At 72.2% G+C, this 24399-nt stretch carries 26 protein-coding genes and 1 tRNA gene; 22 read left to right on the top strand and 5 right to left on the bottom strand.

What is annotated here, in order from left to right; genetic code table 11:
* The first annotated feature begins 50 nt into the window (after positions 1–50).
* Both ACQPZA_RS33220 and ACQPZA_RS33215 read left to right on the top strand, forming a co-directional pair.
* Positions 51–353 carry a DUF6400 family protein gene (locus tag ACQPZA_RS33220; RefSeq protein WP_433276059.1) on the top strand — a complete coding sequence of 101 codons (303 nt, stop codon included), beginning with the start codon at positions 51–53 and terminating at the stop codon, positions 351–353.
* Entirely contained in the window at positions 346–615 is a 270-nt protein-coding gene (locus ACQPZA_RS33215) for a hypothetical protein (RefSeq protein ID WP_433276058.1), read from the top strand. The genes ACQPZA_RS33220 and ACQPZA_RS33215 overlap by 8 nt, the downstream gene beginning before the upstream one ends.
* 27 nt (positions 616–642) lie before the next feature.
* Here ACQPZA_RS33215 and ACQPZA_RS33210 read toward each other — a convergent pair whose 3' ends face one another.
* On the bottom strand, positions 643–1863 hold the full coding sequence (locus ACQPZA_RS33210) for a pyridoxal phosphate-dependent aminotransferase (RefSeq protein ID WP_169394343.1): 1221 nt from the start codon (positions 1861–1863) through the stop codon (positions 643–645).
* 162 nt (positions 1864–2025) lie between these two features.
* On the opposite strand from ACQPZA_RS33210, the gene ACQPZA_RS33205 reads away from it, so the two are divergent.
* The 5 genes from ACQPZA_RS33205 to rplA all read left to right on the top strand — a co-directional run bounded on the left by ACQPZA_RS33205 (position 2026) and on the right by rplA (position 4872).
* A tRNA-Trp gene (locus ACQPZA_RS33205) sits at positions 2026–2101 on the top strand.
* A 96-nt stretch (positions 2102–2197) separates the two neighbouring features.
* A complete protein-coding gene (secE, locus tag ACQPZA_RS33200; protein ID WP_407692182.1) occupies positions 2198–2533 on the top strand; it encodes a preprotein translocase subunit SecE in 336 nt (111 codons plus the stop codon).
* Between the two features lie 124 nt (positions 2534–2657).
* Positions 2658–3548, top strand: coding sequence for a transcription termination/antitermination protein NusG (gene nusG, locus ACQPZA_RS33195; RefSeq protein ID WP_433276056.1), 891 nt, complete (start codon positions 2658–2660; stop codon positions 3546–3548).
* Between the two features lie 57 nt (positions 3549–3605).
* Positions 3606–4040, top strand: coding sequence for a 50S ribosomal protein L11 (gene rplK, locus ACQPZA_RS33190; protein WP_169394346.1), 435 nt, complete (start codon positions 3606–3608; stop codon positions 4038–4040).
* A 109-nt stretch (positions 4041–4149) separates the two neighbouring features.
* Complete coding sequence (rplA, locus tag ACQPZA_RS33185; RefSeq protein WP_169394347.1) at positions 4150–4872, top strand: 50S ribosomal protein L1; 723 nt, start codon at positions 4150–4152, stop codon at positions 4870–4872.
* 137 nt (positions 4873–5009) lie between these two features.
* Here the strand turns inward: rplA and ACQPZA_RS33180 are convergent, their stop codons facing one another.
* Both ACQPZA_RS33180 and ACQPZA_RS33175 read right to left on the bottom strand, forming a co-directional pair.
* Complete coding sequence (locus tag ACQPZA_RS33180) at positions 5010–6134, bottom strand: CaiB/BaiF CoA transferase family protein (protein ID WP_433276054.1); 1125 nt, start codon at positions 6132–6134, stop codon at positions 5010–5012.
* A gap of 67 nt (positions 6135–6201) precedes the next feature.
* Entirely contained in the window at positions 6202–7683 is a 1482-nt protein-coding gene (locus ACQPZA_RS33175; protein ID WP_433276052.1) for a PLP-dependent aminotransferase family protein, read from the bottom strand.
* Positions 7684–7744: 61 nt separating this feature from the next.
* Between ACQPZA_RS33175 and ACQPZA_RS33170 the strand changes: the two genes are divergently transcribed.
* Entirely contained in the window at positions 7745–7942 is a 198-nt protein-coding gene (locus tag ACQPZA_RS33170) for a hypothetical protein (RefSeq protein ID WP_433276050.1), read from the top strand.
* 16 nt (positions 7943–7958) lie between these two features.
* On the opposite strand, the gene ACQPZA_RS33165 is transcribed toward ACQPZA_RS33170, so the two are convergent.
* Both ACQPZA_RS33165 and ACQPZA_RS33160 read right to left on the bottom strand, forming a co-directional pair.
* The gene (locus ACQPZA_RS33165; RefSeq protein WP_169394351.1) at positions 7959–8369 is read right to left on the bottom strand and encodes a sterol carrier protein; all 411 of its coding nucleotides are present in this window, start codon (positions 8367–8369) and stop codon (positions 7959–7961) included.
* Between the two features lie 114 nt (positions 8370–8483).
* On the bottom strand, positions 8484–9149 hold the full coding sequence (locus ACQPZA_RS33160; RefSeq protein ID WP_169394352.1) for a response regulator transcription factor: 666 nt from the start codon (positions 9147–9149) through the stop codon (positions 8484–8486).
* Positions 9150–9305: 156 nt separating this feature from the next.
* Between ACQPZA_RS33160 and ACQPZA_RS33155 the strand changes: the two genes are divergently transcribed.
* The 14 genes from ACQPZA_RS33155 to ACQPZA_RS33090 all read left to right on the top strand — a co-directional run bounded on the left by ACQPZA_RS33155 (position 9306) and on the right by ACQPZA_RS33090 (position 24358).
* Complete coding sequence (locus ACQPZA_RS33155; RefSeq protein WP_433276047.1) at positions 9306–9995, top strand: peroxiredoxin-like family protein; 690 nt, start codon at positions 9306–9308, stop codon at positions 9993–9995.
* A gap of 50 nt (positions 9996–10045) precedes the next feature.
* Complete coding sequence (locus ACQPZA_RS33150; RefSeq protein ID WP_433276045.1) at positions 10046–11344, top strand: ATP-binding protein; 1299 nt, start codon at positions 10046–10048, stop codon at positions 11342–11344.
* A gap of 94 nt (positions 11345–11438) precedes the next feature.
* Positions 11439–12548 (top strand): NDMA-dependent alcohol dehydrogenase, encoded by a 1110-nt coding sequence (locus ACQPZA_RS33145; RefSeq protein WP_433276043.1) that lies wholly within the window; start codon positions 11439–11441, stop codon positions 12546–12548.
* A 32-nt stretch (positions 12549–12580) separates the two neighbouring features.
* Positions 12581–13555, top strand: a complete 975-nt coding sequence (locus ACQPZA_RS33140; protein WP_433276041.1) for a R2-like ligand-binding oxidase — start codon at positions 12581–12583, stop codon at positions 13553–13555.
* Positions 13556–13798: 243 nt separating this feature from the next.
* Complete coding sequence (locus ACQPZA_RS33135) at positions 13799–14998, top strand: ABC transporter ATP-binding protein (protein ID WP_433276039.1); 1200 nt, start codon at positions 13799–13801, stop codon at positions 14996–14998.
* A 10-nt stretch (positions 14999–15008) separates the two neighbouring features.
* Positions 15009–15788 (top strand): MlaE family ABC transporter permease, encoded by a 780-nt coding sequence (locus tag ACQPZA_RS33130; protein WP_169399971.1) that lies wholly within the window; start codon positions 15009–15011, stop codon positions 15786–15788.
* Position 15789: 1 nt separating this feature from the next.
* Positions 15790–16629 carry an MlaE family ABC transporter permease gene (locus ACQPZA_RS33125; protein WP_169399972.1) on the top strand — a complete coding sequence of 280 codons (840 nt, stop codon included), beginning with the start codon at positions 15790–15792 and terminating at the stop codon, positions 16627–16629.
* Between the two features lie 16 nt (positions 16630–16645).
* Entirely contained in the window at positions 16646–17965 is a 1320-nt protein-coding gene (locus tag ACQPZA_RS33120) for an MCE family protein (protein ID WP_433276037.1), read from the top strand.
* Positions 17962–19110: an MCE family protein gene (locus tag ACQPZA_RS33115; RefSeq protein ID WP_169399973.1), complete on the top strand. Its 1149-nt coding sequence runs from the start codon at positions 17962–17964 to the stop codon at positions 19108–19110. Before ACQPZA_RS33120 ends, ACQPZA_RS33115 begins: the two co-directional genes overlap by 4 nt.
* Positions 19110–20075, top strand: coding sequence for an MCE family protein (locus ACQPZA_RS33110; RefSeq protein WP_433276035.1), 966 nt, complete (start codon positions 19110–19112; stop codon positions 20073–20075). The genes ACQPZA_RS33115 and ACQPZA_RS33110 overlap by 1 nt, the downstream gene beginning before the upstream one ends.
* 2 nt (positions 20076–20077) lie before the next feature.
* Positions 20078–21277 carry an MCE family protein gene (locus ACQPZA_RS33105; RefSeq protein WP_433276033.1) on the top strand — a complete coding sequence of 400 codons (1200 nt, stop codon included), beginning with the start codon at positions 20078–20080 and terminating at the stop codon, positions 21275–21277.
* Entirely contained in the window at positions 21277–22557 is a 1281-nt protein-coding gene (locus tag ACQPZA_RS33100) for an MCE family protein (RefSeq protein ID WP_433276031.1), read from the top strand. Before ACQPZA_RS33105 ends, ACQPZA_RS33100 begins: the two co-directional genes overlap by 1 nt.
* The gene (locus ACQPZA_RS33095) at positions 22554–23777 is read left to right on the top strand and encodes an MCE family protein (protein ID WP_433276029.1); all 1224 of its coding nucleotides are present in this window, start codon (positions 22554–22556) and stop codon (positions 23775–23777) included. Before ACQPZA_RS33100 ends, ACQPZA_RS33095 begins: the two co-directional genes overlap by 4 nt.
* A gap of 26 nt (positions 23778–23803) precedes the next feature.
* Positions 23804–24358 carry a hypothetical protein gene (locus ACQPZA_RS33090; protein ID WP_433276028.1) on the top strand — a complete coding sequence of 185 codons (555 nt, stop codon included), beginning with the start codon at positions 23804–23806 and terminating at the stop codon, positions 24356–24358.
* The last annotated feature ends 41 nt before the right edge of the window (positions 24359–24399 follow it).

Raw genomic sequence — 24399 nt, 5'->3', positions numbered from 1 at the left:
TAGCTCCCGAAACCTGGGGCGCGGGCCCGGCCCCGGGTAGTCGTGGTGCGATGCACCCGACGAACGACGGCGGGCCGGAGCGCATCCGCCCCCTGCCGCTCGCGCCCCCCGGCCTCACTTCCCACTCGTTCGATCTCGGCGCGCACGAGCAGCGCAGGCTCGCCGCGGTACTCGACGCGATGCCGGACCTCGACGTGCTGGCCGTGCTGGACGCGGAGACACAGGCCCACCGCATGCTTTACAGCGGTCTCGACGCCGAGCAGCGGTCGACCTACCGGATGCTCGTCGACGCCGGCGTGCTCGAGGCCGGCGCCGATGGTGGCGAGGCGGGCGGCGGGACGCCCGGTGCGTGACGCCCAGGCCGACTTCTGCCGCCGTGCCTGGACGGGCTGTCCGCGGTGCGCCGACCAGCGCGGCTGCCCGACCTGCGAGGCAGGGCGCACCTGTGAGACGCACTGGCGCTTCCTGCTCGCCTCCGAGGGCCGGAAGGTGTTCGTGCAGTGCCCCGGATGCTGGCACCGGTGGTGGCACGACACCGGGGCCGGCGTCGGCGACCGGCCGCGGGACCTCGACGAACTGCCGGACTTCCCGGAGCCGGGCCGCGCGGTCGCCTGACCGGGCGCGCGGCCCGTGCAGGGGCGGCTACTTCGCCTCGGCGAGCAGCGCGCCCATCCGCTCCACACCGGTGCGCAGATCGTCGTCGCCGAGGGCGTAGGACAGGCGGAAGAAGCCCGGGGTGCCGAAGGCCTCACCCGGGACGACCGCGACCTCGGCGTGCTCCAGCACGGCCGCGGCGAGCTCCACGCTGGTCTGCGGGCGCGAGCCGCGCAGCTCCTTGCCCAGCAGCTCCTGCACCGAGGCGTACGCGTAGAAGGCGCCGCGCGGCGTCGGGCACTCCACGCCGGGGATCGCCCGCAGCAGGTCCACGATCGCGCGCCTGCGCCGGTCGAAGGCCGTCCGCATCTCGACGACGGCGTCCAGCGGACCGGAGACGGCCTCCAGCGCGGCCCGCTGGGCCACGTTGCAGACGTTGGACGACAGGTGCGACTGCAGGTTGGTGGCCGCCTTGACGACATCGGCCGGCCCGGCCAGCCAGCCGACCCGCCAGCCCGTCATCGCGTAGGTCTTGGCGACCCCGTTGAGCACCACGCACGTGTCGGCCAGCTCGGGCACGGCCACCGGCATGGAGACCGCCTCCGCGCCGTCGTAGACGAGGTGCTCGTAGATCTCGTCGGTGACAACCCAGATGCCGTGCTCGACGGCCCAGCGGCCGACGGCCTCGGTGAGCTCGCGGGAGGCGACGGCGCCGGTCGGGTTGGACGGCGAGCACCACAGCAGCACCTTGGTGCGCGCGGTGCGCGCGGCCTCGAGCTGGTCGACCGAGGGCAGGAAGTCGGCCTCCGGCCCGCAGACCACGGTGACCGGCACTCCGCCGGCGAGCGTGATGGCCTCGGGGTAGGTGGTCCAGTACGGCGCGGGGAGCAGCACCTCGTCGCCGGGATCGAGGAGCGTGGCGAAGGCCTGGTAGACGGCCTGCTTGCCGCCGTTGGTGACGAGCACCTGCGAGGCGGCGATCTCGAGCCCGGAGTCACGCGCGGTCTTCGCGGCGATCGCCTCACGCAGCTCCGGCAGGCCGGAGGCGGGCGTGTAGCGGTGGTTGCGCGGGTCCGTGCACGCCGCCTGTGCCGCGGCGACGACGGCGGGTGGGGTGGGGAAGTCCGGCTCACCCGCGCCGAAGCCGATGACCGGGCGCCCGGCCGCCTTGAGGGCCTTGGCCTTCGCGTCGACCGCCAGCGTGGCGGACTCGGCGATGCCTCCGATCCGCGCGGAGATCCGGGCTGGGGCGGTGGTCGTAGTGGCCATGACCCCGATACTCCCGCACGCCTTCCGCGGTCGCCAGGGTGGCCCGGGGTGTGCGGTTTCAGCCTCGCCGAGGGGGTGCCGTACACTCGTTCTGCTGGGTGCGTCGTCATGCGATGCACCCCTCCGCACGTGGGTCCCCGAGGTCCACTGCGGAGCTGGTCAAGGGGTGTAGCTCAACTGGCAGAGCAGCGGTCTCCAAAACCGCAGGTTGCAGGTTCAAGTCCTGTCACCCCTGCCACTGTAGGAATGCTGGATCGGGTACGGGACGGGACAGCGACGAGAACTGATGGCGGCAGGCCCGGAACGGGCCGCCGGCGAGCTGGAGGATACGGGCGTGGCTGAGGAGCGCGAGGCGAGCGGGAGCGGGCAGGAGCGCCCGAGCACCGCCGCCGACCGTCGGGGTCGGCGTTCCGGTCCGGCGCCCACGGGTGACAAGGGCCGTGCCACCGCGGTGCGCGACGGTCGCCCGGACAAGGTCTCGCTGCCGAAGAAGCTCGTCCGGTTCCTGCGCGAGGTGGTCGCGGAGCTGCGGAAGGTCATCTGGCCGTCCCGCAAGCAGCTGGTCACCTACACGATCGTCGTGCTGGTCTTCGTGTCGTTCATGGTCGCGCTTGTCTGGGTGCTGGACCTGGTGTTCGCACAGGGCGTCATGCTCCTGTTCGGCACGTGACACGCAGCCGGCACACGCACGACAGCGACGAAGGAAGCGAGACGCACGTGACCGAGCTTGCGAGGTCACCATTCAACGCATCAGCGCCGGTCCGTTCGGCGTCGAGCGCTAGCGAGGAGCAGAAGTGACCTCCCATGACGGCGGCCACTGGCCGACCGACGTCGAGCCCGAGGCCGACCAGGTCGACACCGCAACCGATGTCGACACCGCCGACGATGACGACGACGTGAACGACGCCGAGGTGCCCTCCACGGCCGACGACGACGACGCCACCACCACCGACGCCGCCGATGCCGCGGACGACGACGACGACGACGCGGACGACGACACGGACTCCGCCGTGAGCGACGACGACTCCGGCACCCCCGAGGTCGTGGCCGAGGCGGAGCCGGACCCGGATGCCGACCCGGTCGAGGAGATGCGGGCCGCCCTGCGGCGCGCCCCCGGTGACTGGTACGTCGTGCACTCCTACGCCGGCTACGAGAACAAGGTGAAGACCAACCTCGAGACGCGGGTGCAGACCCTCGACGTCGAGGACTACATCTTCCAGGTCGAGGTGCCCACCGAAGAGGTCACCGAGATCAAGAACGGGCAGCGCAAGCAGGTGCAGCGCAAGGTGCTGCCCGGCTACATCCTGGTGCGCATGGAGCTCAACGACCAGTCGTGGGGCGCCGTGCGCAACACGCCGGGTGTCACGGGCTTCGTCGGTGCCACCTCGCGGCCGTCCCCGCTGACCCACGACGACGTCATCAAGTTCCTGCTGCCGAAGACCGAGCCGAAGCAGGCCGCGTCCGCCGGTGGCAAGTCCGACGTCTCCAGCGGAGCGGGCAAGTCCGCGGTGGAGGTCGACTTCGAGGTCGGCGAGTCCGTCACGGTCATGGACGGCCCGTTCGCCACGCTGCCGGCCACGATCAACGAGGTCAACGTCGACGCCCAGAAGCTCAAGGTCCTCGTCTCCATCTTCGGGCGCGAGACCCCGGTCGAGCTGGCCTTCAGCCAGGTCTCGAAGATCTGACCTCCGCCGCGGTCGGCAGGTCCGCGGCGCGCACACAATCGACAACAGGGAAACGAGATGCCCCCCAAGAAGCGGAAGCTCTCCGCGATCATCAAGCTCCAGATCAAGGCCGGAGCGGCCACGCCGGCGCCGCCGGTCGGCCCCGCGCTGGGTCAGCACGGCGTCAACATCATGGAGTTCTGCAAGGCCTACAACGCCGCCACGGAGTCCCAGCGCGGCGACATCGTCCCGGTCGAGATCTCGGTGTTCGAGGACCGCTCGTTCACCTTCGAGCTCAAGACCCCGCCCGCCGCTCGGCTGCTGCTCAAGGCCGCCGGTGTGGAGAAGGGCAGCGGCGAGCCGCACATCAAGAAGGTCGCCACGGTCACGATGGACCAGGTGCGGCAGATCGCGCAGACCAAGATGCAGGATCTGAACGCCTCCGACATCGACCAGGCGGCGAAGATCATCGCCGGCACCGCGCGGTCGATGGGAATCACCGTCCAGGGCTGAGGCGTTCCCTTCCGGGACGTTCCACCCCCCGCACGTGTGGGAGAGCCGGGCGCGGCTCGTACCACGACCTGACTCGCGGTCCGGTTGACCGCAGAACGAGGACAGAGCAATGGCACAGCGCAGCAAGATCTACCGCAAGGCGGCCGAGCAGATCGACGCCGAGCGGCTCTACACCCCGCTCGAGGCCGCCGGTCTGGCGAAGCAGACGGGCAGCACGAAGATGGACGCCACCGTCGAGGTCGCGATGCGTCTCGGCGTCGACCCCCGCAAGGCCGACCAGATGGTCCGCGGCACCGTGAACCTGCCTCACGGCACCGGCAAGACGGCGCGCGTCATCGTGTTCGCCACCGGCGACAAGGCCGCCGAGGCCGAGGCCGCCGGTGCCGACGCGGTGGGCGCCGAGGACCTGATCGAGCGCATCCAGGGCGGCTGGCTGGACTTCGACGCGGCGATCGCCACGCCCGACCAGATGGCCAAGGTCGGCCGGATCGCCCGCATCCTGGGCCCGCGTGGCCTGATGCCGAACCCGAAGACCGGCACGGTCACCCCGGACGTCACCAAGGCGATCCAGGACATCAAGGGCGGCAAGATCAACTTCCGGGTCGACAAGCAGGCCAACCTGCACCTCGTCATCGGCAAGGCCTCGTTCGACACCGAGAAGCTGGTGGAGAACTACGGCGCCGCGCTCGACGAGATCCTGCGGGCCAAGCCCTCGGCCGCCAAGGGCCGCTACATCAAGAAGGTCACGGTCTCCACGACCACAGGTCCCGGCATCCCGGTGGACCCGAACCGCACGCGCAACCTGCTGGTGGACGAGACCCCGTCCGCCTGAGCGCACGTACCCGACGCACCCCGCCGCCCCCAGGGCGGCGGGGTGCCGTCGTCTAGGCCCACCGCCGAAGTTCAGGAAAGCCACTTTCAGGCCCTGTGCGGGCAGGAAAGTGGCTTTCCTGAACTTGGCCGGAGGCCCTACGCCCAGTCCGCCAGGATCTCGTCCGCCGTCTCCGGGGTCCCGGCCGCGCCTCGGAGGCCGGGGGGTGTGCGGGAGAAGCGGGGGGCCGGAGCCGCCTGGGCCACTCCGTCGTTCTCGACGATCGTGCGGCGCGCGGCGATGTGGGGGTGCCCGGCCACCTCGCCGAAGGCGAGCACGGGGGTGACGCACGCGTCGGTGCCGGCGAACGCCGCCGCCCACTCGTCGCGGGTGCGCGTCGCGAAGATCCCGGCGAACCGCTCCGCCGTCTCCGGCCACCGCTCCCGGTCGAACTGATGCGGCAGCCCGGCGTCGGTGAGCCCGAGGCCGGCCAGCAGCGCCGCGTAGAACTGGGGCTCGATGGCGCCCACGGCGACGTGCCTGCCGTCGGAGCAGGTGTACGTGTCGTAGAAGGGGGCTCCTCCGTCGAGCAGGTTGACGCCGGGCTCGTCGAGCCACGTCTTCTGCGCGAGGAAACCCCAGACCATCTGGCTCAGCAGCGACGCCCCGTCCACCATCGCGGCGTCGACGACCTGCCCCCGGCCCGAGCGCTCGGCCTCCCAGAGGGCCGCGAGCACGCCGATGACCAGCAGCATCGAGCCACCGCCGAAGTCGCCCACCAGGTTGAGTGGTGGCACGGGCCGCTCTCCGGGGCGGCCGATGGCGTGCAGCGCGCCGGTCAGCGAGATGTAGTTGATGTCGTGGCCTGCGTGGCGGGCCAGCGGGCCGTCCTGCCCCCACCCGGTCATCCGCGCGTAGACGAGTCTCGGGTTGCGGGCGTGGCAGTCGGCGGGCCCGACTCCGAGCCGCTCGGTGACGCCCGGCCGGTAGCCCTCCACCAGCACGTCGGCGCGTTCGACGAGCCGCAGCACCGTCTCGCGTCCGGCGTCGTCCTTCAGGTCGGCGGCCACGAGGCGGCGGCCGCGCAGCGTCGGGTCCGGGGTGTCGGGGGAGCCCAGTTGCAGGCCGCCGGACGGCCGGTCGATGCGCACGACGTCGGCGCCCAGGTCGGCGAGGATCATCGCGGCGTGCGGGCCGGGGCCGATCCCGGCCAGTTCCACGACCTTGAGCCCGGCGAGCGGCCCCGTGCGTGCCGCGGGGCCCGCCTCGTCGCCGTGCGTCATCCGGCACCTCCCGTTCGGTACGGCCCGTCCACTGTAACGGTCAGACTTGACTGTTCGGTCGTGGTCGTCATGCCACCGCGATCGGCTCGGCGTCCACGGCGGGCGCGGCATGGTCGAGGCCACGCCATGCCGAGGCGAGCAGGTCCAGCGCGGTGTCCATCCGGTCGCGCCGCAGTGTGTAGGGCAGCCGGAGGTGCCGTTCGAACGCGCCGTCGAGGCCGAACCGCGGGCCGGCCGCGAGCAGCACGTCGGACCGGCGGGCCGCCACCGTCAGCCGGCTGGAGGCCGCCTCGTCGAGCTCGACCCAGAGGCAGAGTCCGCCACGGGGATGCGACGGCCGCCATCGGGGGAAGGCCCCGGTGAGCTTCTCGATCAGGTGGTCACGCCCGGCGGCGAGCGCGGGGCGCCGTGCTCCGGCGATGGCCTCGACGTCGGCCAGCAGCCGCGCGACGACGAGCTGTTCGAGGATCGGGCCGCCGAGGTCGACCGAGGCCCGCAGCGCGGCGAGCCTGCGCACCATCGGCGCCGACGCGCGGATCCAGCCTACCCGCAGCCCGCCCCAGAACACCTTGCTCGCGGACCCGATCGTGAGCACGAGCGGCGAGTCGGCGGCGCCGAAGGACGCCACGGGTGCGACGGAGGGGCCGTCGAGTGTCAGCTCGGCCAGCGTCTCGTCGATGAGCAGTGGGGTGCCGGTGCGCCGGGCGAGGTCGACGAGCCGCTCGCGGCCAGAGGGGTCGAGCAGCGCGCCGGTGGGGTTCTGGAAGTCCGGGACGATGTAGGCCAGGCGGGGCGCGACGTCGCGCACCACGGAGGTGAGCAGGTCGAGGTCCCAGGTGCCGGTGCCGTCCGGGTGCGGACCCATCGGGACGGGCACGGCGCGGGCCCCCCGCGTCGCGACCGCATCGAGGGCGTTCGGGTAGGTGGGGTGCTCCACGAGCACGCGGTCACCCGGCGCGGCCAGCGCGGTGATCGCGAGTGAGATCGCGTGCTGGCCGCCGGCGGTGACCAGTATCTGGTCGGGGCTCGTGGGCAGGCCGCGCGTGGTGAACCGCTCGGCGATGGCGGAGCGCAGTGCGGGCAGGCCGACGAGGTCGTAACCGTGGCCGCCGAGGTACGCGTCGAGATCGTGCACGGCCGCGGCGGCCGCGGTGCGCAGGTGCTCCGACGGCGCGGGGAGGGCGGCGTGTGCGAGGTCGAACAACGACCGGTCACTCTGCGGCGAGAACGGGGACAGCGTCTCGGTGCCGGGGACGTCGGCGGGGAGCCGGGTCCAGCTGCCGGCGCCGCGCCTGCTGCGCAGCACTCCGGCGTCGCGCAGCGCGTCGTAGGAGGTGGCCACGGTGGTGCGGCTGACCGCGAGGGCCGTGGCCAGCTCCCGCTCGGCGGGCACCCGGGTGTGGAGCGGCAGCCGCCCGTCGAGCACGAGGAGCCGGATCCGGTCGGTCAGCGCCCCGGCGAGCCGTCGGCCGTCGGGCGGTCGCCAGTCGCCCAGCAGCCGGGCAAAGCTGCGCGCTCCGATGCGGCGTCCGACGTCGTCCGGGTCCACCCATGCCACCTTCGCAGAATTGGCCATGTGCAAGCAGGCCAATCCTACGCAGGCTGGACGTATGGAGATGACCCCGTGGCTACTGCTCACCGTTCTCACCGTGATCGCCGTCGCAGCCCCGCGCTACGGCGTGGACAGCAGGTGGCCCGCGCCGGGCGACCTACCGGCGCCGCGGCCCCGGCATCGGGTGCGCGACGACCTCACCTCGATCGCGCACGCCGCCCGTCAGGCGTTCCCGTCCCACCGGGCTCGGGGGTAGCCGCGACGACGACGGCTCACGCATCCAGGAGGTCGGCGCGGCCGGCCTCCTGCAGCTGGGCGCGGTACGGGCCGAACATCCCCTTGGCCATCGGCAGCACCTTCAGCAGCTTCGCGACCGGCCCCTTGGCCCGGACGTCGCCCTTCGCCAGTGCCACCGGGAGGATCACCTTGCCGAGCCAGAACCGGTTTCCGGTGTCGGCCGTCATGAACAGCTCGATGTTCGGTGTGGGCCCCGTGCCCGCGCCTTCGTGGATCTCGGAGTTCGGCATGTCGACGGTGATCACCGCGTCCGGATCCGTGTAGGTGATCCGCAGGACCACCCCCGACGGGCGCAGTTTCTCCACCAGCTCCGGGTCCTCCATCCCTCGGCGGAAGATCCCCCCGAGGAACTCGTAGACCTCGGCCTCGTTCCGGAACGCCGCCACGGTGCAGGTCCTCTCGCTCGTCGTCGATCAGCCGCAGTCTCATGGACGGGGACGTGGAGCGCGACCCTGCGACCGGGCCACCCGCGGCCCGTGCGGGCCAACGCGCAGGCGACCTCAGCGGGCCCGGCCGTCGTTGTCCAGCAGGCCGTAGCGACCGGCGAGCGCCGCCGCCTCGATCCGGTTGGCCACGCCCAGCTTGTGCAGCAGGGCGGCGATCATCCGCTTGGCGGTGCGCTCGCTCACCAGCATCGGCTTGGCGATCTCGCTGGTCTCCAGGCCGCGGGCGAGCAGTGCCCACAGCTGCAGGTCCCGCCCGTCCAGGCGCTCGAGGATGCCGTCCCCGGTGCGGTCGCCCGCCTCGAGAAGGGCGTCGAGCAGGTCGGCCGGAACCACGCGCACCCCGGCGGCGACCGTGAGCAGCGGGGCGACGAGCACCTCCGGATCGGCCGACTTGCCGAGGAAGCCGGTCGCGCCGGCCCGCAGCGCGGCCGTCGCCAGCCCCAGGTCCTCGGTGCCCGAGAGCGCGAGCACCCTGGTCGCGGGATATGCCGCGGTCAGCCTGCGGATCGTCGCCACGCCTCCGAGCGGGGGCAGCGCGAGATCGACGATCGCGATGTCGGCGGCCTCCCGGCCGACGAGGGCGACGGCCTCCTCGCCCGCCGTCGTCGATCCGGCCACGACGAACCTGTCGCCCGCGCGCGACTCCAGGAGCAGCGCCAACCCCTGCGAGAAGAGGGCGTGGTCGTCGACGATGACCACGACGTACCGGCCGTCGCGCACGGGACCGCACTGTAGTGCGGCGGGCAGAACCGTCCACCGGGTCGTTGCGCGCCATCAATCAGCGTGATCGAGAAATCGTATGCTCGGAAGGCGAGAGGACAGCACGCCCGCGCTGTGCAGGGGGTCCTCGTCCGCGGATTGCCGGAGGAGAACGACATGAGCGACGGTGGGCACGACGTCGAGTTCCCGGTCGGACCGTTCGACCTGGTCACCGAGCTGGAGCGGTTCCGCACCCTGCGGGACTCCGTCGTTCCCGAGGATGTCGTGACCAGGATGGACCGGGCCACCGCCGAGCTGGTGGCGTCGGCGCTCGCCGACCAGGTGCCCGCCGTGGGGGAGGCCGCGCCCTCGTTCCGCCTGCCGAACGCCACGGGCGCCGAGGTCTCGCTCGACCGGCTGCTCGCCGACGGACCGGTCGTCGTCTCGTTCTACCGGGGGGCCTGGTGCCCCTTCTGCAACCTCGAACTGCGCGCGCTGCAGCAGACCCTGCCGCAGATCAGGAAGCTCGGGGCCGCGCTCGTCGCGATCTCCCTGCAGACCCCGGACAACTCGCTGACCATGGTGGAGAGGCACGGTCTCGACTTCGAGGTGCTCAGCGACGTCGGCGGGAAGGTGACGCGGTCCTACGGGCTGGAGTTCCGCCTCCCGGAGTACCTGCAGGAGTCCTACGAGCTGCTGGGGCACCCAGTGCCGAAGTTCAACGGCACCGACCAGCACACCCTGCCGGTCCCGGCCACCTTCGTGGTCGACCGCGACTCGATCATCCGGTTCGCGTACGTCAACCCGGACTACATGTACCGGGCCGACCCCGCCGACATCCTCGCGGCGCTGCGCTCGATCTCCTGACGCCGCCGGGCCGACCGCCGCTCGGCGGGGCGGCCCGGGTGGCGCCGCCGGTGGGAGATGCTGGCGCCGTGCACATGGACGGCGCCGTCCGCGCCCTGTCGTCCCTCGAGGAGCGCACCGCCGTCCTCATCCGCCTGTTCGTCGTCTGCTCGGTGGGGCTCGCGCTGGTGCTCGGCCCCGAGCTGGCACGCGGGCGAGGAGCGGTGCTCGGCTGGCTCGTGCTGGCGACACTCGGCTACGCCGTCGTGCTCGCGGTGGGCGAATGGCGCGGGCGGCGGCTGCTCCCGCCGTGGCTGTCGACGTCGATCGACGCCGTGCTTGCGCTGGCCGCCTGCGGGCTGACGGGTGGGGCGGCCAGCATCATGGTCGCGATCCTGCCGCTGGTGGTGATCGCCGCGGCCGTGCGCGGCGGGGCGGTGATCGGCAGGCTCGCCGCGCTCGGGGTGGGCGCGGGGTTCACGGTGGCCGCCGTCCTGGGGTCGGACGCGGCTGTGCCACCCGTCGAGCGGTGGCTCGCCGGTGCGTGGTGGACGGGCTACCTGGTTGCGGCCGCGGTGCTGGTGGGGGTGCTGCTGCGGATGCTGGAGAGCCAGCTCGACGCGGCCGCGGTGTCCCGGGCCATGGCGCTCGCCGAGCATGAGGCCTTCCTGGAGGAGCGTGACCTGCGGGCCCGGCTGCTCGCCGCCCAGGAGGCCCGGATGGACGGGGTCCGGGTCGTGCTCCACGAGTTCCGCACACCCGTCGCGTCCCTCACCGCACTGACCGCGGACCTGGCCGCCGACCGGCTCTCCGGGGACGCGCGGCGCACGGCCACCCGGCTGCTGGCCGAGCACGCCGTGCACCTGCGCGACATGCTCGACGGGCTCGCCGATGTCGCGGTGCGGGAGGGTTCCCCGCTCGGCGGGGTGCGGGAGCGGCCGGTGCGGCTCGTCGAGCTCGCCGAGGCCGTCCTCGACGCGGCCGGGGTGGAGCCGGCGCGGCGGTCGGCCCGGGTGACCCCGCCGGACACGGTGGTCCGCTGCGACCCGCAACGGCTGCGCCGGGTGCTCACCAACCTGGTGGAGAACGCCGCCCGGCACAGCGGGGACGCCGTCGTCGAGCTGGAGCTGTGGCACGCCGACGGGCGGCTGGTGGCCGAGGTGCGCGACCGCGGGCCCGGTCTCCCACCCGGCCAGGAGGGTGTGGTGACGGCGAAGGGGGTCGCGCTCGGCGACCGCCGGGGCACGGCGGGGATCGGGCTGTGGATCGTCGAGGCACTGGTGGCGGCGATGGACGGCGAGCTGCGCCTGCTGCCCCGGGACGGCGGAGGCCTGGTGGCCCACCTGGAGCTCCCTCTCCCCGCGACCTGACCGGCGCGACGCCGGGAGCACGCTGGCACCCAGGGGCCACGGCAGGAACCCGTGGCCCGGTGCGGCGTGCAGTGATCCACGCCATGCTGCCCCCATGAAGACCACGGCGGCGGTACTCCGGGAGCTGGGCGGCAAGTGGGAGGTCGAGGAGGTCGAGCTCGACCCACCAGGCCCGGGCGAGGTGCTGGTGGAGCTGGTCGCGAGCGGGCTGTGCCACTCCGATGAGCACCTCGTCACGGGCGACCTGCCCGCGGCGTTGCCGATGGTCGGGGGGCACGAGGGCTCCGGGCGGGTGCTCGAGGCCGGTGCCGGCGTCACGGAGGTGGCGGTCGGCGACCCCGTCGTGATGACCTTCCTCCCCTCCTGTGGCCGGTGCAGCTACTGCGCGCAGGGTTTCACCTCCCTGTGCAACGACGGTGCGGGTGCGATGCTCGGCCCGCAGCTCGACGGCACCTATCGCTTCCACAGTGGGAGCGGCGAGGACCTCGGGCAGATGTGCCTGCTGGGCACGTTCGCGCGGCACACCGTGGTGCCGGTCAAGTCCGTCGTGAAGATCGACGAGGGCATCCCGCTGGAGCTCGCCGCGCTCGTCGGCTGCGGGGTCACCACGGGGGTCGGCTCGGCGGTCCGGACGGCCGACCTCCGGGTCGGTGACACGGCGGTCGTCATCGGCATCGGCGGGATCGGGGCCAACGCCGTGCAGGGCGCGAAGCTGGCGGGCTGCCGGTACGTGGTGGCCGTCGACCCCGTGGCGTTCAAGCGCGAGAAGGCACTGGAGCTGGGGGCCACCCACGTGGCCGCCGACATGGACGAGGCCTGGGCGACGGTCTCCGAGCTGACGCGGGGCCGGCTCGCGGACGCCGCCATCCTCACGACGGGCGTGGCCGAGGGCAGCTACCTGCAGCCCGCGCTGCAGCTCGTCGGCAAGCGCGGCCGGGTGGTCGTCACGGCGCTCGGCCACCCCGACGAGGACACGGCGTCGCTCTCGCTGCTGGAGCTCACCCTCTACGAGAAGCAGATCCGCGGCGCGCTGTACGGGAGCTCCAACGCGCAGCACGACGTGCCCCGCCTGCTGGAGCTGCACCGGCTCGGCCAGCTGAAGCTGGAGGAGCTGGTGACCAGGACCTACGCGCTCGACGAGATCAACACGGGCTACCAGGACATGCGCGAGGGTCGCAACATCCGCGGCGTCATCCGGTACTGATCCAGGCAGGGACCACAGCAGAGGAGCTGACGGTGACCGACGGTCGATCGACGGGGCACGGCAGGCGTACCGGGTTCGCCACGCTGCAGCGTGGCGGGCTCAACTTCGACTCGTTGCCGATGCGGCTGTTCACGAAGGGCAACGCGCGGCACTGGAACCCGGCCGACATCGACTTCAGCCAGGACGCGCGCGACGTCGCCGAGATGACCGAACACGAGCGTTGGTGGACCTGCACGCTCGCCGCGCAGTTCCTGGCGGGCGAGGAGTCGGTCACCGTGGACCTGCAGCCCTTCGTGGCGGCGATGGCGGCCGAGGGCCGCCTCGCCGACGAGATGTACCTGACCCAGTTCGTGTTCGAGGAGGCCAAGCACACCGAGGCGTTCCGCCGGTGGTTCGACGCCGTCGGGATCACCGACGACCTGCACTCCCACGTCGACTCGAACCCCCACTACATGGAGATCTTCGCGCGGCAGCTCCCGGAGAGCCTGCACGCGCTCGCGGCCGACCCGTCGCCACGGAACCAGATCCGGGCCTCGGTCACCTACAACCACATCGTCGAGGGCACGCTCGCGCTCACCGGCTACTTCGCGTGGGCGAAGGTGTGCTCCAGCCGCGGGATCCTGCCCGGCATGCAGCAGGTCATCAAGCTCATCGGCGACGACGAGCGGCGGCACATGGCCTGGGGCACGTTCACCTGCCGGAGGCACGTCGCCGCCGACGACAACCTGTGGGACGCGGTGGACGAGCGGATGCAGGAGCTGCTCGTCCCCGCGATGGGCGTGGTCACCCACACCTTCGAGGAGTTCGAGGGCGAGGAGCCGCCGTTCGCGGTGGACCTGAACGAGCTGGCCGAGTACGCGATGGACAAGCTCGGACGCAGGCTCGGCGCCATCGAGTCGGCGCGGGGGGCGGACGTGCGGGCCATCGACGTCGACGTCGCGCCCGAACAGCTCGAGGAACGGTTCCACGCCGAGGATCTCGCGAACCATCCCCTCGCGGCCGTCTGACCGGGCCCGCCGCCACCCGTTCGGGATCGTCCGGCCGGGTGACTCCTGCCGGTGACCATGGCGTACCGTGCCCGAAATTGCGGCGGATGGTCGGCCCTGATACGTCCGTACGGAGCAACCCGTTCACAGGATATGACCAGCGAGTAACCGACGTCACGAGGTCTCGTTGACCCATCGTGGGCAGCCGGCCGGCCCGTTCCGCCGGGTCGGCCCGCTCCCGATGAGAAGGGTCAGGAGGCACCGATGACCGGCGTCGAGGTCAAGGTGGAAGGGCTGTCGAAGTCCTTCGGCCGCGCCAACATCTGGTCCGACGTGACCCTGACGCTGCCGCCCGGTGAGGTGTCGGTGCTACTCGGCCCGTCCGGCACCGGCAAGTCGGTGTTCCTCAAGACCCTCATCGGTCTGCTGAAGCCCGAGCGGGGCTCGATCGTCATCCACGACACCGACCTCGTGCGCTGCTCCGAGTCGCGGCTCTACGAGCTGCGCAAGCTGTTCGGGGTGCTGTTCCAGGACGGCGCGCTGTTCGGCTCGATGAACCTGTACGACAACATCGCGTTCCCGCTCCGCGAGCACACCAAGAAGTCCGAGGCGCAGATCCGCGACATCGTCGCGGAGAAGATGGAGATGGTCGGCCTCACCGGAGACGAGCGGAAGCTGCCCGGCGAGATCTCCGGCGGCATGCGCAAGCGGGCCGGGCTGGCGCGGGCGCTCGTGCTGGACCCGGAGATCATCCTGTTCGACGAGCCGGACTCCGGGCTCGACCCGGTGCGCACCGCCTACCTGAACCAGCTGATCATCGACCTCAACGCCCAGACTGACTCGACGTTCCTGATCGTCACCCACGACATCAACACCGCGCAGACGGTGCCGGACAACATCGGGATGCTCTACCGCAAGCACCTGGCGATGTTCGGGCCCCGAGAGGTGCTGCTCACGTCCGAGGAGCCGGTGGTCTCCCAGTTCCTGAACGGGCGCAGGCAGGGGCCGATCGGCATGTCGGAGGAGAAGGACACCGCCCAGGCCGCCAGGGAGATGGAGGAGGCGGGGGAGCTCGCAGGCCTGCCGCCGCTGAAGCCACAGCTGCAGCCGAGCCCGGGCGTGGCGGAGCGCAAGGCCGTCGGCAGGCGCCGCGAGCGGGTGCTGCAGATGCTCCATACGCTGCCCCCCGCCGCCCAGCAGGCGATCCGCGAGAGCTACGCCGACGACCCGCTGCCCGTACCCCGCCCGGCCGAGCCGCCCGCCCCGCCGCCCCCGCCGAGCAGATGGCGGCGCCGGAGCGCCCCCGTGCCGGGCTACCCGCCACGGGCGCCGGGGTACGGCCCCGAGTCCGACAGCTTCGACGCGTTCGACCCCGGCTACGGCGGCGGCGACCCGGGCGGCGCGTCCCCGTCCCGCCCGGACGGCCCGCCCCCCTCCGCCGGCCCCGGCCGGCACCGGCACTGAGACGGCGACGATGACCTCACCTGCCCCGATCACGCGCGCTCTCACCCCGGTCGGCCGGCTCTTCGGCCTCGGCGTCGACGTGGTGCGCAACATCTTCCGGCCGCCGTTCCAGCTGCGGGAGTACATCGAGCAGACCTGGTTCGTCACCAAGGTCTCCGCGCTCCCCACCGCCCTGTTCACCATCCCCTTCGGCGCGACGATCGCGCTCCTGCTGGCCGACCTCACCCGCCAGTTCGGCGCGCAGAGCCAGACAGGCGCCGGCAGCGTGCTCGCGATCGTCCAGCAGGCCGCCCCGATCGTCACGGCGCTGCTGATCTCCGGGGCGGGCGGCAGCGCCGTGTGTGCCGACCTCGGGGCGCGGACGATCCGCGAGGAGATCGCCGCGATGGAGGTGCTGGGCATCTCGCCGATCCAGCGGCTCGTCGTGCCCCGGGTGCTCGCGATGGCGACCACGGCGGTGGTGCTCAACGGGCTGGCCACGGTGGTGGGTGTCGGCGGTGGCTACTTCTTCAACGTCGTGGTGCAGGGCGGCACCCCGGGCGCGTACATCGCGAGCTTCTCCGCGATCGCGCAGGTCTCCGACATCGTGGTGAGCGAGATCAAGGCGGCGCTGTTCGGCTTCACCGCGGGCGTCGTCGCCGCGTTCCGGGGGCTCAACCCGCCGCCAGGGCCGAAGGGCGTCGGGGACGCCGTGAACCAGTCCGTCGTCATCTCGTTCGTGCTGGTGTTCCTGATCAACCTGGTGCTGACGTCGCTGTACCTCGAGCTCGTGCCGCCGAAGGGGTCGTGACGTGGCGTTGCTGAACGGCCGGGCGCGCCGCGTGCTCGACGCACCGCTGCACGTGCTCGACGAGCTGGGCGAGCAGCTCTCGCTCTACGCCCGCGCGATCGTGTGGATCCCGCGCACGCTGCGCCGCTACCGCGCGGAGATCGCCCGGCTGCTGGCCGAGGTGAGCTTCGGCTCCGGCGCGCTGATCGTCATTCTCGGCACGGCGGGCGTCATGCTGTCGCTGTCGCTGTTCGTCGGCAGCCTGGTGGGCCTGCAGGGCTTCCGCGCGCTGGACTCGCTCGGCGTCGAGGCGCTCACCGGCTTCATCACGGCCTACTTCAACACCCGCGACATCGCCCCGCTCGTCGCGTCGGCGGCGCTCACCGCCACCCTCGGTGCCGGGTTCACCGCCCAGTTGGGCGCGATGCGGATCTCGGAGGAGGTCGACGCGCTGGAGGTGATGGCGGTGCCCAGCGTGCCGTTCCTCATCACCACCCGCGTGATCGCCGGCGTGCTCGCGATCATCCCGATGTACACCATCGGGCTGCTGGCGAGCTTCGGCGCCTCCCGGCTCAACGTCACCCTGATCAACGACCTGCCCGGCGGCACCTACGACCACTACTTCGACCTGTTCCTGCCGGTCAGCGACGTGCTGTACTCCTATCTCAAGGTGATCGTCTTCGCCGTGGTGATCATCCTGATCCACTGCCACTACGGCTACAACGCCAAGGGCGGTCCCGCCGGCGTCGGCATCGCGGTCGGGCGGGCGGTGCGCCTGTCGATCGTCAGCACCGCGATCCTCGACTTCTTCCTCACCCTGGTCATCTATGGCACCTCGACGTCGGTGAGCGTGGCCGGATGACCGCAGGGGGCAGGTCGTGAAGCGCAGGCTGCAGGGGCTCGCGTTCGTCGTGGTGCTGCTCGCGATGGCCGGGCTCGCGGTCGGCAGCTACGCCGGCGCCTTCTCCGACGACGTGCCGGTGACGCTGAAGGTGGACCGGGTGGGCACCCAGCTCGTCCCGCGGGCGGACGTGAAGGTGCGCGGGCTGAACGTCGGCACGGTGCGGTCGGTGAGCACGGACGGGTCGGGTGCGACGGTGCAGCTGGCCCTCGACCGGGACAAGATCGCGCAGATCCCGCGCGGCGTCTCGGCGCGGCTGATCCCCAAGACCCTGTTCGGGGAGCGGTACGTGTCGCTGGTGCCGCCGAGCGGGGCGGCGGGTCCGCCGCTGGCCGCGGGCGACGTCATCCCCGAGGACCGCAGCGAGGCTGCCCGCGAGATCGAGCGGGTGCTCGACGGGCTGCTCCCGCTCCTGCAGGCCGTGCAACCGCAGGACCTCGCGACCACCCTCGGTGCGCTGTCGCAGGCACTGTCCGGTCGCGGGGAGGATCTCGGCAAGACGCTGGTGCAGCTGCAGAAGCTCACCGGTGGTCTGCGTCCCGCGGTCCCCGACCTGCAGGAGGACATCACCCAGCTCGCCGACTTCGCCGGCAACCTGAACCAGGCCGCCCCCGACCTGCTCGACGCGCTCGACGACTTCAGCGTCACCAGCCGCACGATCGTGGAGCAGCGCCAGCAGCTCAATGATCTGCTCACGGGCGTCACCCACGCGTCGGACGACCTGCGCGGGTTCCTCGTGGCCAACCGCGAGAACCTGATCGGGCTGGCCGCGTCGAGCCGGCCCACCCTGGAGAGCCTGGCGCGGTACGCGCCGGAGTTCCCGTGCCTGTTCGGGCAGCTCGCCGGGCTCGTGCCGCGCGTCGACGAGGCGTTCGGGGTGGGCACCGACGAACCGGGGCTCCACGTCACGCTCGAGATCGTCAACAACAACGGCAAGTACGTGCCCGACCGGGACGAACCTCGCTACCTCGACGACCGGGGCCCGCGCTGCTACCCGATACTGCCGCTCGGCCCGCAGCAGCCGCCGGGTGGACCGTTCAAGGACGGGTCGAAGCCGCCGCCCCCGCCGGCAGGCTCGCCCACGGGCAGCGCGGCGGACTTCGGCGCGATCCCCACCTCGTTCTCGGACGGTCCGGCCGGCTACACCGGCATGGGCCTGCCCAACTCCCCGGGCGAGCAGCAGGTCGTCGCCGAGCTCACCGCCGCCCGTGACGGCTCGTCGCCCGCAGCGGTGCCGAGCTGGAGCAGCATGCTGGTCGGCCCGCTCTACCGCGGGGCAGAGGTGACGCTGACGTGAACCGGATCCCGTTCGGGCCGCTGATCAAGTTCACCGTCCTGACGGTCGTGGTCGCGCTGGCCACCACCGTGCTCGCGCTGACCATCGCGAACGCCTCGCCGGGCGAGCACACGTCCTACACGGCGCGCTTCACCGACGCGTCGGGCCTCCTGCCCGGCGACGACGTCCGGATCGCGGGGGTGGTGGTCGGCACCGTCGACGACGTCCGGATCGTCGACCGGCGGGTCGCGGAGGTGGCCTTCAGCGTCCTGCGTGACCAGCGGCTCCCCGCGTCGGTGACCGCGGCGATCCTCTACCGGAACCTGATCGGTCAGCGCTTCCTGTCACTGGCACTGGGTGCCGGCCCCACCGGGGCGACGCTGCCGCCGGGGGGCACGATCCCGCTGGACCGCACCCGGCCGCCGCTGAACCTCACCACCCTGTTCAACGGGTTCAAGCCGTTGTTCGCGGCACTCGACCCGCAGCAGGTCAACCAGCTGTCCTTCGAGATCATCCAGGTCCTGCAGGGGCAGGGCGGCACCGTGACGAGCCTGCTGGCGAGCACGTCGTCGCTGACCAACACCCTCGCCGACCGCGACGAGGTGATCGGGCAGGTCATCGACAACCTCAACGCGGTGCTCGACACGGTCAACTCGCGCGACCAGGAGCTGTCGGACCTGATCAGCTCCCTGCAGGCGCTCGTCTCGGGCCTCGCGGAGGACCGCAAGCCGATCGGGGACGCGATCGTGTCGATCGGCAAGCTCACGACGGTCACGTCCGGCTTCGTCGAGGAGGGGCGCCCCGCGCTGCGCCAGGACATCGCCGCGCTCGGCGACCTGGCGGGCAACCTGAACGACCAGGCGCCGAAGCTGGAGCAGACCCTGCTGAACCTGCCCGGGAAGCTGGAGACGGTCTCCCGGGCCGGCAGCTACGGCAGCTGGTTCCAGTTCTACCTGTGCGGGCTCACCGGCTCGGTCGGGCTGGAGCCCTACCTCCCGACGGCCGAGATCCCGGCCTTCAGCAGCGCCTCGCCACGCTGCGGCCCGGACCCCGACGGCGTGCAGGGCCAGCAGCCCGCGCTGCTCGGGGGCATCCCACCGGCCGCCGCCGGTCCGGCCGCTCCTCCCGCACTGCCCCCCGCGCTGTCGTTGCCGGGAGACCGCTGATGCCCGAGCAGCGCAACCCGGTGCGCACCGCGGTGATCGGTCTGGTGGTGATCGTGCTCATCGTCGTGGCCGCCTTCAACGCGCCCCAGCTCTTCGGCGGCGGCACCACCTACCGGGCCGAGTTCAGCGAGGCCGCCGGCCTCACCTCGGGCGACCTCGTGACCATCGCGGGTGTCGAGGCCGGGCGCGTCGGCTCGGTCGAGCTGGCGGGCGACCGGGTTCTCGTCACCTTCACGGTCTCCGACGCCTGGGTGGGCGACCGCACGTCCGCCTCCATCGAGATCAAGACGCTGCTCGGCGCGAAGTACCTGGCACTGGACCCGCAGGGAGACAGCGCGCTCGCCCCCGACGCGGTGATCCCGCTGGCTCGCACCGCGTCCCCGTTCGACGTGGTGGAGGCCTTCGACGGGCTCTCCGGCACGATCGACCAGCTCGACACCAAGCAGCTGGCGCAGAGCCTGGACACGCTCGCGGACACTTTCCGGGACACCGCCCCCGAGGTCCGCGGCGCACTGGACGGCCTGTCGCGCCTCTCCACCACGATCGCCAGCCGCGACGACGAGATCCACAAGCTGCTCGCAGGCACCCACAACCTCTCCGGCGTGCTGGCCGACCGGAACGACGAGTTCGAGAAGCTGCTCTCCGACGGCAACCTCCTGCTCGCCGAGATCCAGAAGCGCAAGCAGGCGATCAGCGCGCTGCTGGACGGCACGCGCGAGCTGTCGGAACAGCTGCGGGGCCTGGTGGCCGACAACCGCGACCAGCTGCGGCCCACGCTGGAGCAGCTCGACCGGGTGGCGGCCCTGCTGCAGCGCAACCGGGACTCCCTCGACAACGGGCTGCGGCTCGAGGCGGTGTTCGTGCGGCTCTTCACCAACGCCGTGGGCAACGGCCGCTGGTTCGACAACTACGTCTGCGGGCTGGTGCCCCCGACCGTCGGCCCGATCAACCCGGGGGGGTGCTGAGGATGGGGCCCACCGAGACCGACCGCCGCCAGCTGCAGTTCACCGCGCTGGCCGCCGTCGTGGCCGTCCTGTTCGCCGGCGGCCTCTACCTCGTGCTCCAGCCGCCCGGCCGGCTGGTCACGGCCTACTTCACCTCGGCGGCGGCCCTGTTCGAGGACAACTCCGTGCGGGTCCTCGGCGTGCCGGTCGGCACGATCACCGAGGTCGAGCCGCAGGGCACCCAGGTGCGGGTGGAGATGCGGATCACCGACAGCGCGCTCAAGCTGCCGGCCGACGTACGCGCCGTGGTGGTCTCGCCCAGCCTGGTCACCGGCCGCTACGTCCAGCTCACCCCCACCTGGTCGAGCGGACCCGAGCTGGCCGACGGGGCCGTCATCCCGCGCGAGCGCACCGCCGTCCCGCTCGGGGTGGACGACCTCACCCGTGCGGCCACCGACCTCGCGAACGCGCTGGGGCCCAACGGCGTGAACGCGAAGGGGGCGCTGTCCGACGTGCTCGACGTCGGGGCGGAGAACCTGGACGGCAACGGCCAGAAGGTCAACGACACGATCCGCAACCTCGGCGAGCTGTCCGGCACCCTGGCGAACTCGCGCGACGACCTCTTCGGCACCGTCACCGAGCTGCAGAAGTTCACCTCCATGCTCGCGGACAACGACGACCAGGTGCGGGAGTTCAACGGCAGGCTCGCGGACGTCTCGGGCTTCCTGGCCGACGAGCGCGGCGACCTCGGCACCGCCGTCTCGGAGCTGTCGATCGCCCTCGGCGAGGTGGCCGACTTCGTGCGCGACAACCGGGCTTCCCTGCAGTCCAACGTCGACAGGCTCACCGACGTGACGGCGGTGCTGGTGAAGCAGCAGAAGGCGCTCGCCGAGATCCTCGACATCGCCCCGGCGGGCCTGTCCAACCTCGCCAACACCTACAACGGCTCGTCCGGCACCCTCGACACCCGGGCCGACGTCAACGAGCTGTCGCTGCCGCCGATCGTGCTGATCTGCCAGGCACTCAAGCGCGGCACGCCTGCCGACCTGCCGCAGGACCTCGCCGACACGTGCTCCCAGCTGGAGCCCGTGCTGTCCGGGGCGGTGCCGCTGCCCAGCGCCGCGCAGGTGATCACCGCGCTGCAGTCCGGCCAGGCCCCACCGGTCCCCGGGCTGGCGCTGCCCACCGACCCGGCGCCCCGGTCGTCGGGAGGTGGCGGGTGATGCGCCGCACCGGCCTCCGGCTCGCCGCGCTCGCCACCGCGGTCGCGCTGCTCACCAGTGGCTGCGGGGTGCTCTCCGGCGGCCTGCGCGGCGTCGACCTGCCGGGAGGCGCAGCGCTCGGCTCCGACCCGTACCGGCTCACCATCGAGTTCTCCGACGTCGTCGACCTGGTACCGCAGTCGCTGGTGAAGGTCGACGACGTCCCGGTCGGCACCGTCACCGACATCACCGTCGGCCCCGCCTGGACGGCCATGGTGAGCGTGCTTGTCAACCGGGACGTCGCGCTGCCCGCCGATGCGCAGGCCCGGATCCGGACCACGAGCCTTCTCGGGGAGAAGTTCGTGGAGCTCGCCGCGCCGCAGGAGGCGCCCGGTTCGCCCACACCGCCGAGGATCGCCGACGGCGCCACCATCCCGCTCGCGCGCACCAGCCGGGCCGCGGAGGTGGAGGAGGTGCTCGGTGCACTGTCGCTGCTGCTCAACGGCGGTGGCATCGCGCAGATCCGCACGATCTCCAGCGAGCTCAACAAGGCGCTCACCGGCAACGAGCCGGAGATCCGCGCGCTGCTCGACGACCTGGACAACCTCGTCGGCGCACTGGACGACCGCAAGACCGAGATCACCCGTGCGCTCGACGAGATCAACCGGCTCTCGTCCACGCTGAGCGACCGCCGGGGCCAGATCGAGACCGCGTTGGACGACCTCGCGCCCGGCCTCAAGGAGTTGGAGGCCCAGCGCGGGCAGCTCGTCGACATGCTGCAGGCCCTCGACCGGCTCTCCGGCGTGGCCACCGACGTGATCAACCGCAGCCGGGACGACGTGCTCGCCGACCTGAAGCTGCTGCAGCCCACCCTGGGCAAGCTGGCCGAGTCCGGTCCCGATCTGGTCAACTCGCTGGAGATCCTGCCGAGCTTCCCGTTCACCGACGGGTCGGTGGAGGGCTTCGCGGGGGACTACGTCAACCTCTACATCCGCGCCGACCTCGACCTCGGCCACATCCTGGCCAACCTCGCGCGGTCCAACCAGCCCTTCCCCGGCCCGGACGGCCCGATCCCCGGGCTGCCGCCCACGTCCGAGCTGCTCGGCCCCCTGCTGGGCCCCACCGGTCCCGCGCTCCCGCAGTTCCCCCTGCTCGGCGACGACAGTCCGCTGCCACTGCCGTTGCCGCTCCCCGGCCAGACCGGCCGGGCGCCGTCGACCGGGCCGACCACCCCTCCGACCGAGACGCCGGAGCCGACCAGGGGCGGGGTCCTCGGCGGACTGCTCGGAGGCGACGGATGATCACCCGGACGGTACGGCTCCAGCTGATCGCGTTCTTCCTGGTCACAGCACTCGGCGTGGGATACGCCGGGTTCCGCTACGCCGGGTTCGGCGACCTGTTCGGCACCACGACCTACCCCGTGCGGCTGCAGCTGGCCCAGTCCGGGGGCATCTTCACCGGCGCCGACGTCACCTACCGCGGCGTCTCCGTCGGCCGCGTCGGCCCGCTGACCCTGACCCCGGACGGCGTCGAGGCGCGCCTCGACATCGACCGCAGCGCCCCGCCCATCCCGGCCGACCTCGACGCCGCGGTGCACAACCTCTCCGCGATCGGCGAGCAGTACGTCGACCTGCAGCCCACCACGGACGGGGGCCCGGTGCTCGGCGCCGGATCGGTCATCCCGGTGTCCCGAACCAGCACCCCGGTACCCATCGAGGATCTCGTCGTGAGCCTCGACGACTTCGTCCGCTCGGTGCCGCTGGACTCCCTGCGCACCGTGGTCGACCAGCTCGGCACGGCCTTCGACGGCACCGCGCAGCCCCTGCAGAAGATCCTCGACACCACCAACGCGTTCACCTCCGACGCCGTCGACGCCCTGCCGCAGACGCTGGCGCTGATCCGCGACGGACGCACCGTCCTCACCACCCAGAACGACGTCGCCGGCTCGTTCCAGAGCTTCAGCCGTGACCTCGCACTGCTCGCCGACCAGCTGAAGACCTCGGACCCGGACCTGCGCCGGTTGCTCGTCACCGGCCCGGACGTGTCGAACGAGGTGGTCGGCCTGCTGCAGGAGAGCGGCCCGGGACTCTCGCAGCTGGTCGCCGACCTGCTCACGGTCTCGCGGGTGGCCGAACCGCGCCAGGACGCGCTGCGCCAGCTGCTGGTCACCTATCCCGGGGTGGCGTCGAACGGCTACAGCGCCCTGCCCGGTGACGGCACCGGCCACCTCGGTCTCGTGGTGAACGTCTTCGACCCGTACCCGTGCGCCCAGGGCTACGAGGGCACCCCACACCGCGCCGGGGGCGACGTCACGCCGCTCCCGCTGAACGAGGACGCCTACTGCGCGGAACCCCCCGGGAGCCCCATCAACGTCCGTGGCGCACAGAACGTGCCGCGCGCGGCCACCCCGCAAGCACCCGCCGACGCCCAGGTCGGGCCGACGGGGCCGCTGCCGGCTGGATCGGCGCCCGTCGACTCCACCCCGCCACTGAGCTCCCCGGCCCAGATCCTGCTCGGCTGACCCGTCCCCGACGGCTGGAGGTTCCCGTGACCGTTCTCGACGCCCCGCCCGCGACCCCGCCGCCGCCCGCGCCGCGGCTCGTGACCCCGGCGCGGGCGCTCGCGCTGCTGGTGGCGGTGGCGGCGCTGGCCGCGGCGTTCTTCGGGGTGCGCTGGGCACTCGCGCTGGGCGACGACGGACTCGAGCTGGCCCGGGAGCGCGACGTCGTGCTCATCGACGCGCAGCAGGCCGCCATCAACCTCAACAGCCTCGACTTCACCCACGTCGACGCCGGCCTCGACCTGTGGGAGCAGACCTCCACCGGCCCGTTGCTCGACGAGTTCCGCGCCAACCGCGCCGAGTACAACAAGGTCGTCACCGACTCGAAGCGCGTCACCACGGCCACGGTCGCCGACGCCGCGGTGGCGGAGCTCGACGTCCGCGCCGGGACGGCCCGCGTGCTCGTCGGGGTGGACGTCAAGGTCGTCCCGCAGGGCCAGGACCCCGTGGTCACCCGCCAGCGCCTGCAGCTGGAGATGACCCGCACCGATGCGGGCTGGAAGGCGAGCAGGCTCGCCCCGGTCCGTGCCCCGGCGAGCTGAGAGCAGGAGGCGCCACCATGCCCCCCCGTCCCCGAGTACCC

Source organism: Pseudonocardia xinjiangensis, assembly GCF_050948425.1.
GTDB classification, from domain to species: Bacteria; Actinomycetota; Actinomycetes; order Mycobacteriales; family Pseudonocardiaceae; genus Pseudonocardia; species Pseudonocardia xinjiangensis.
Note: the sequence above shows the minus strand (reverse complement) of the source record. Positions and strands in the feature narration are given on the sequence as shown.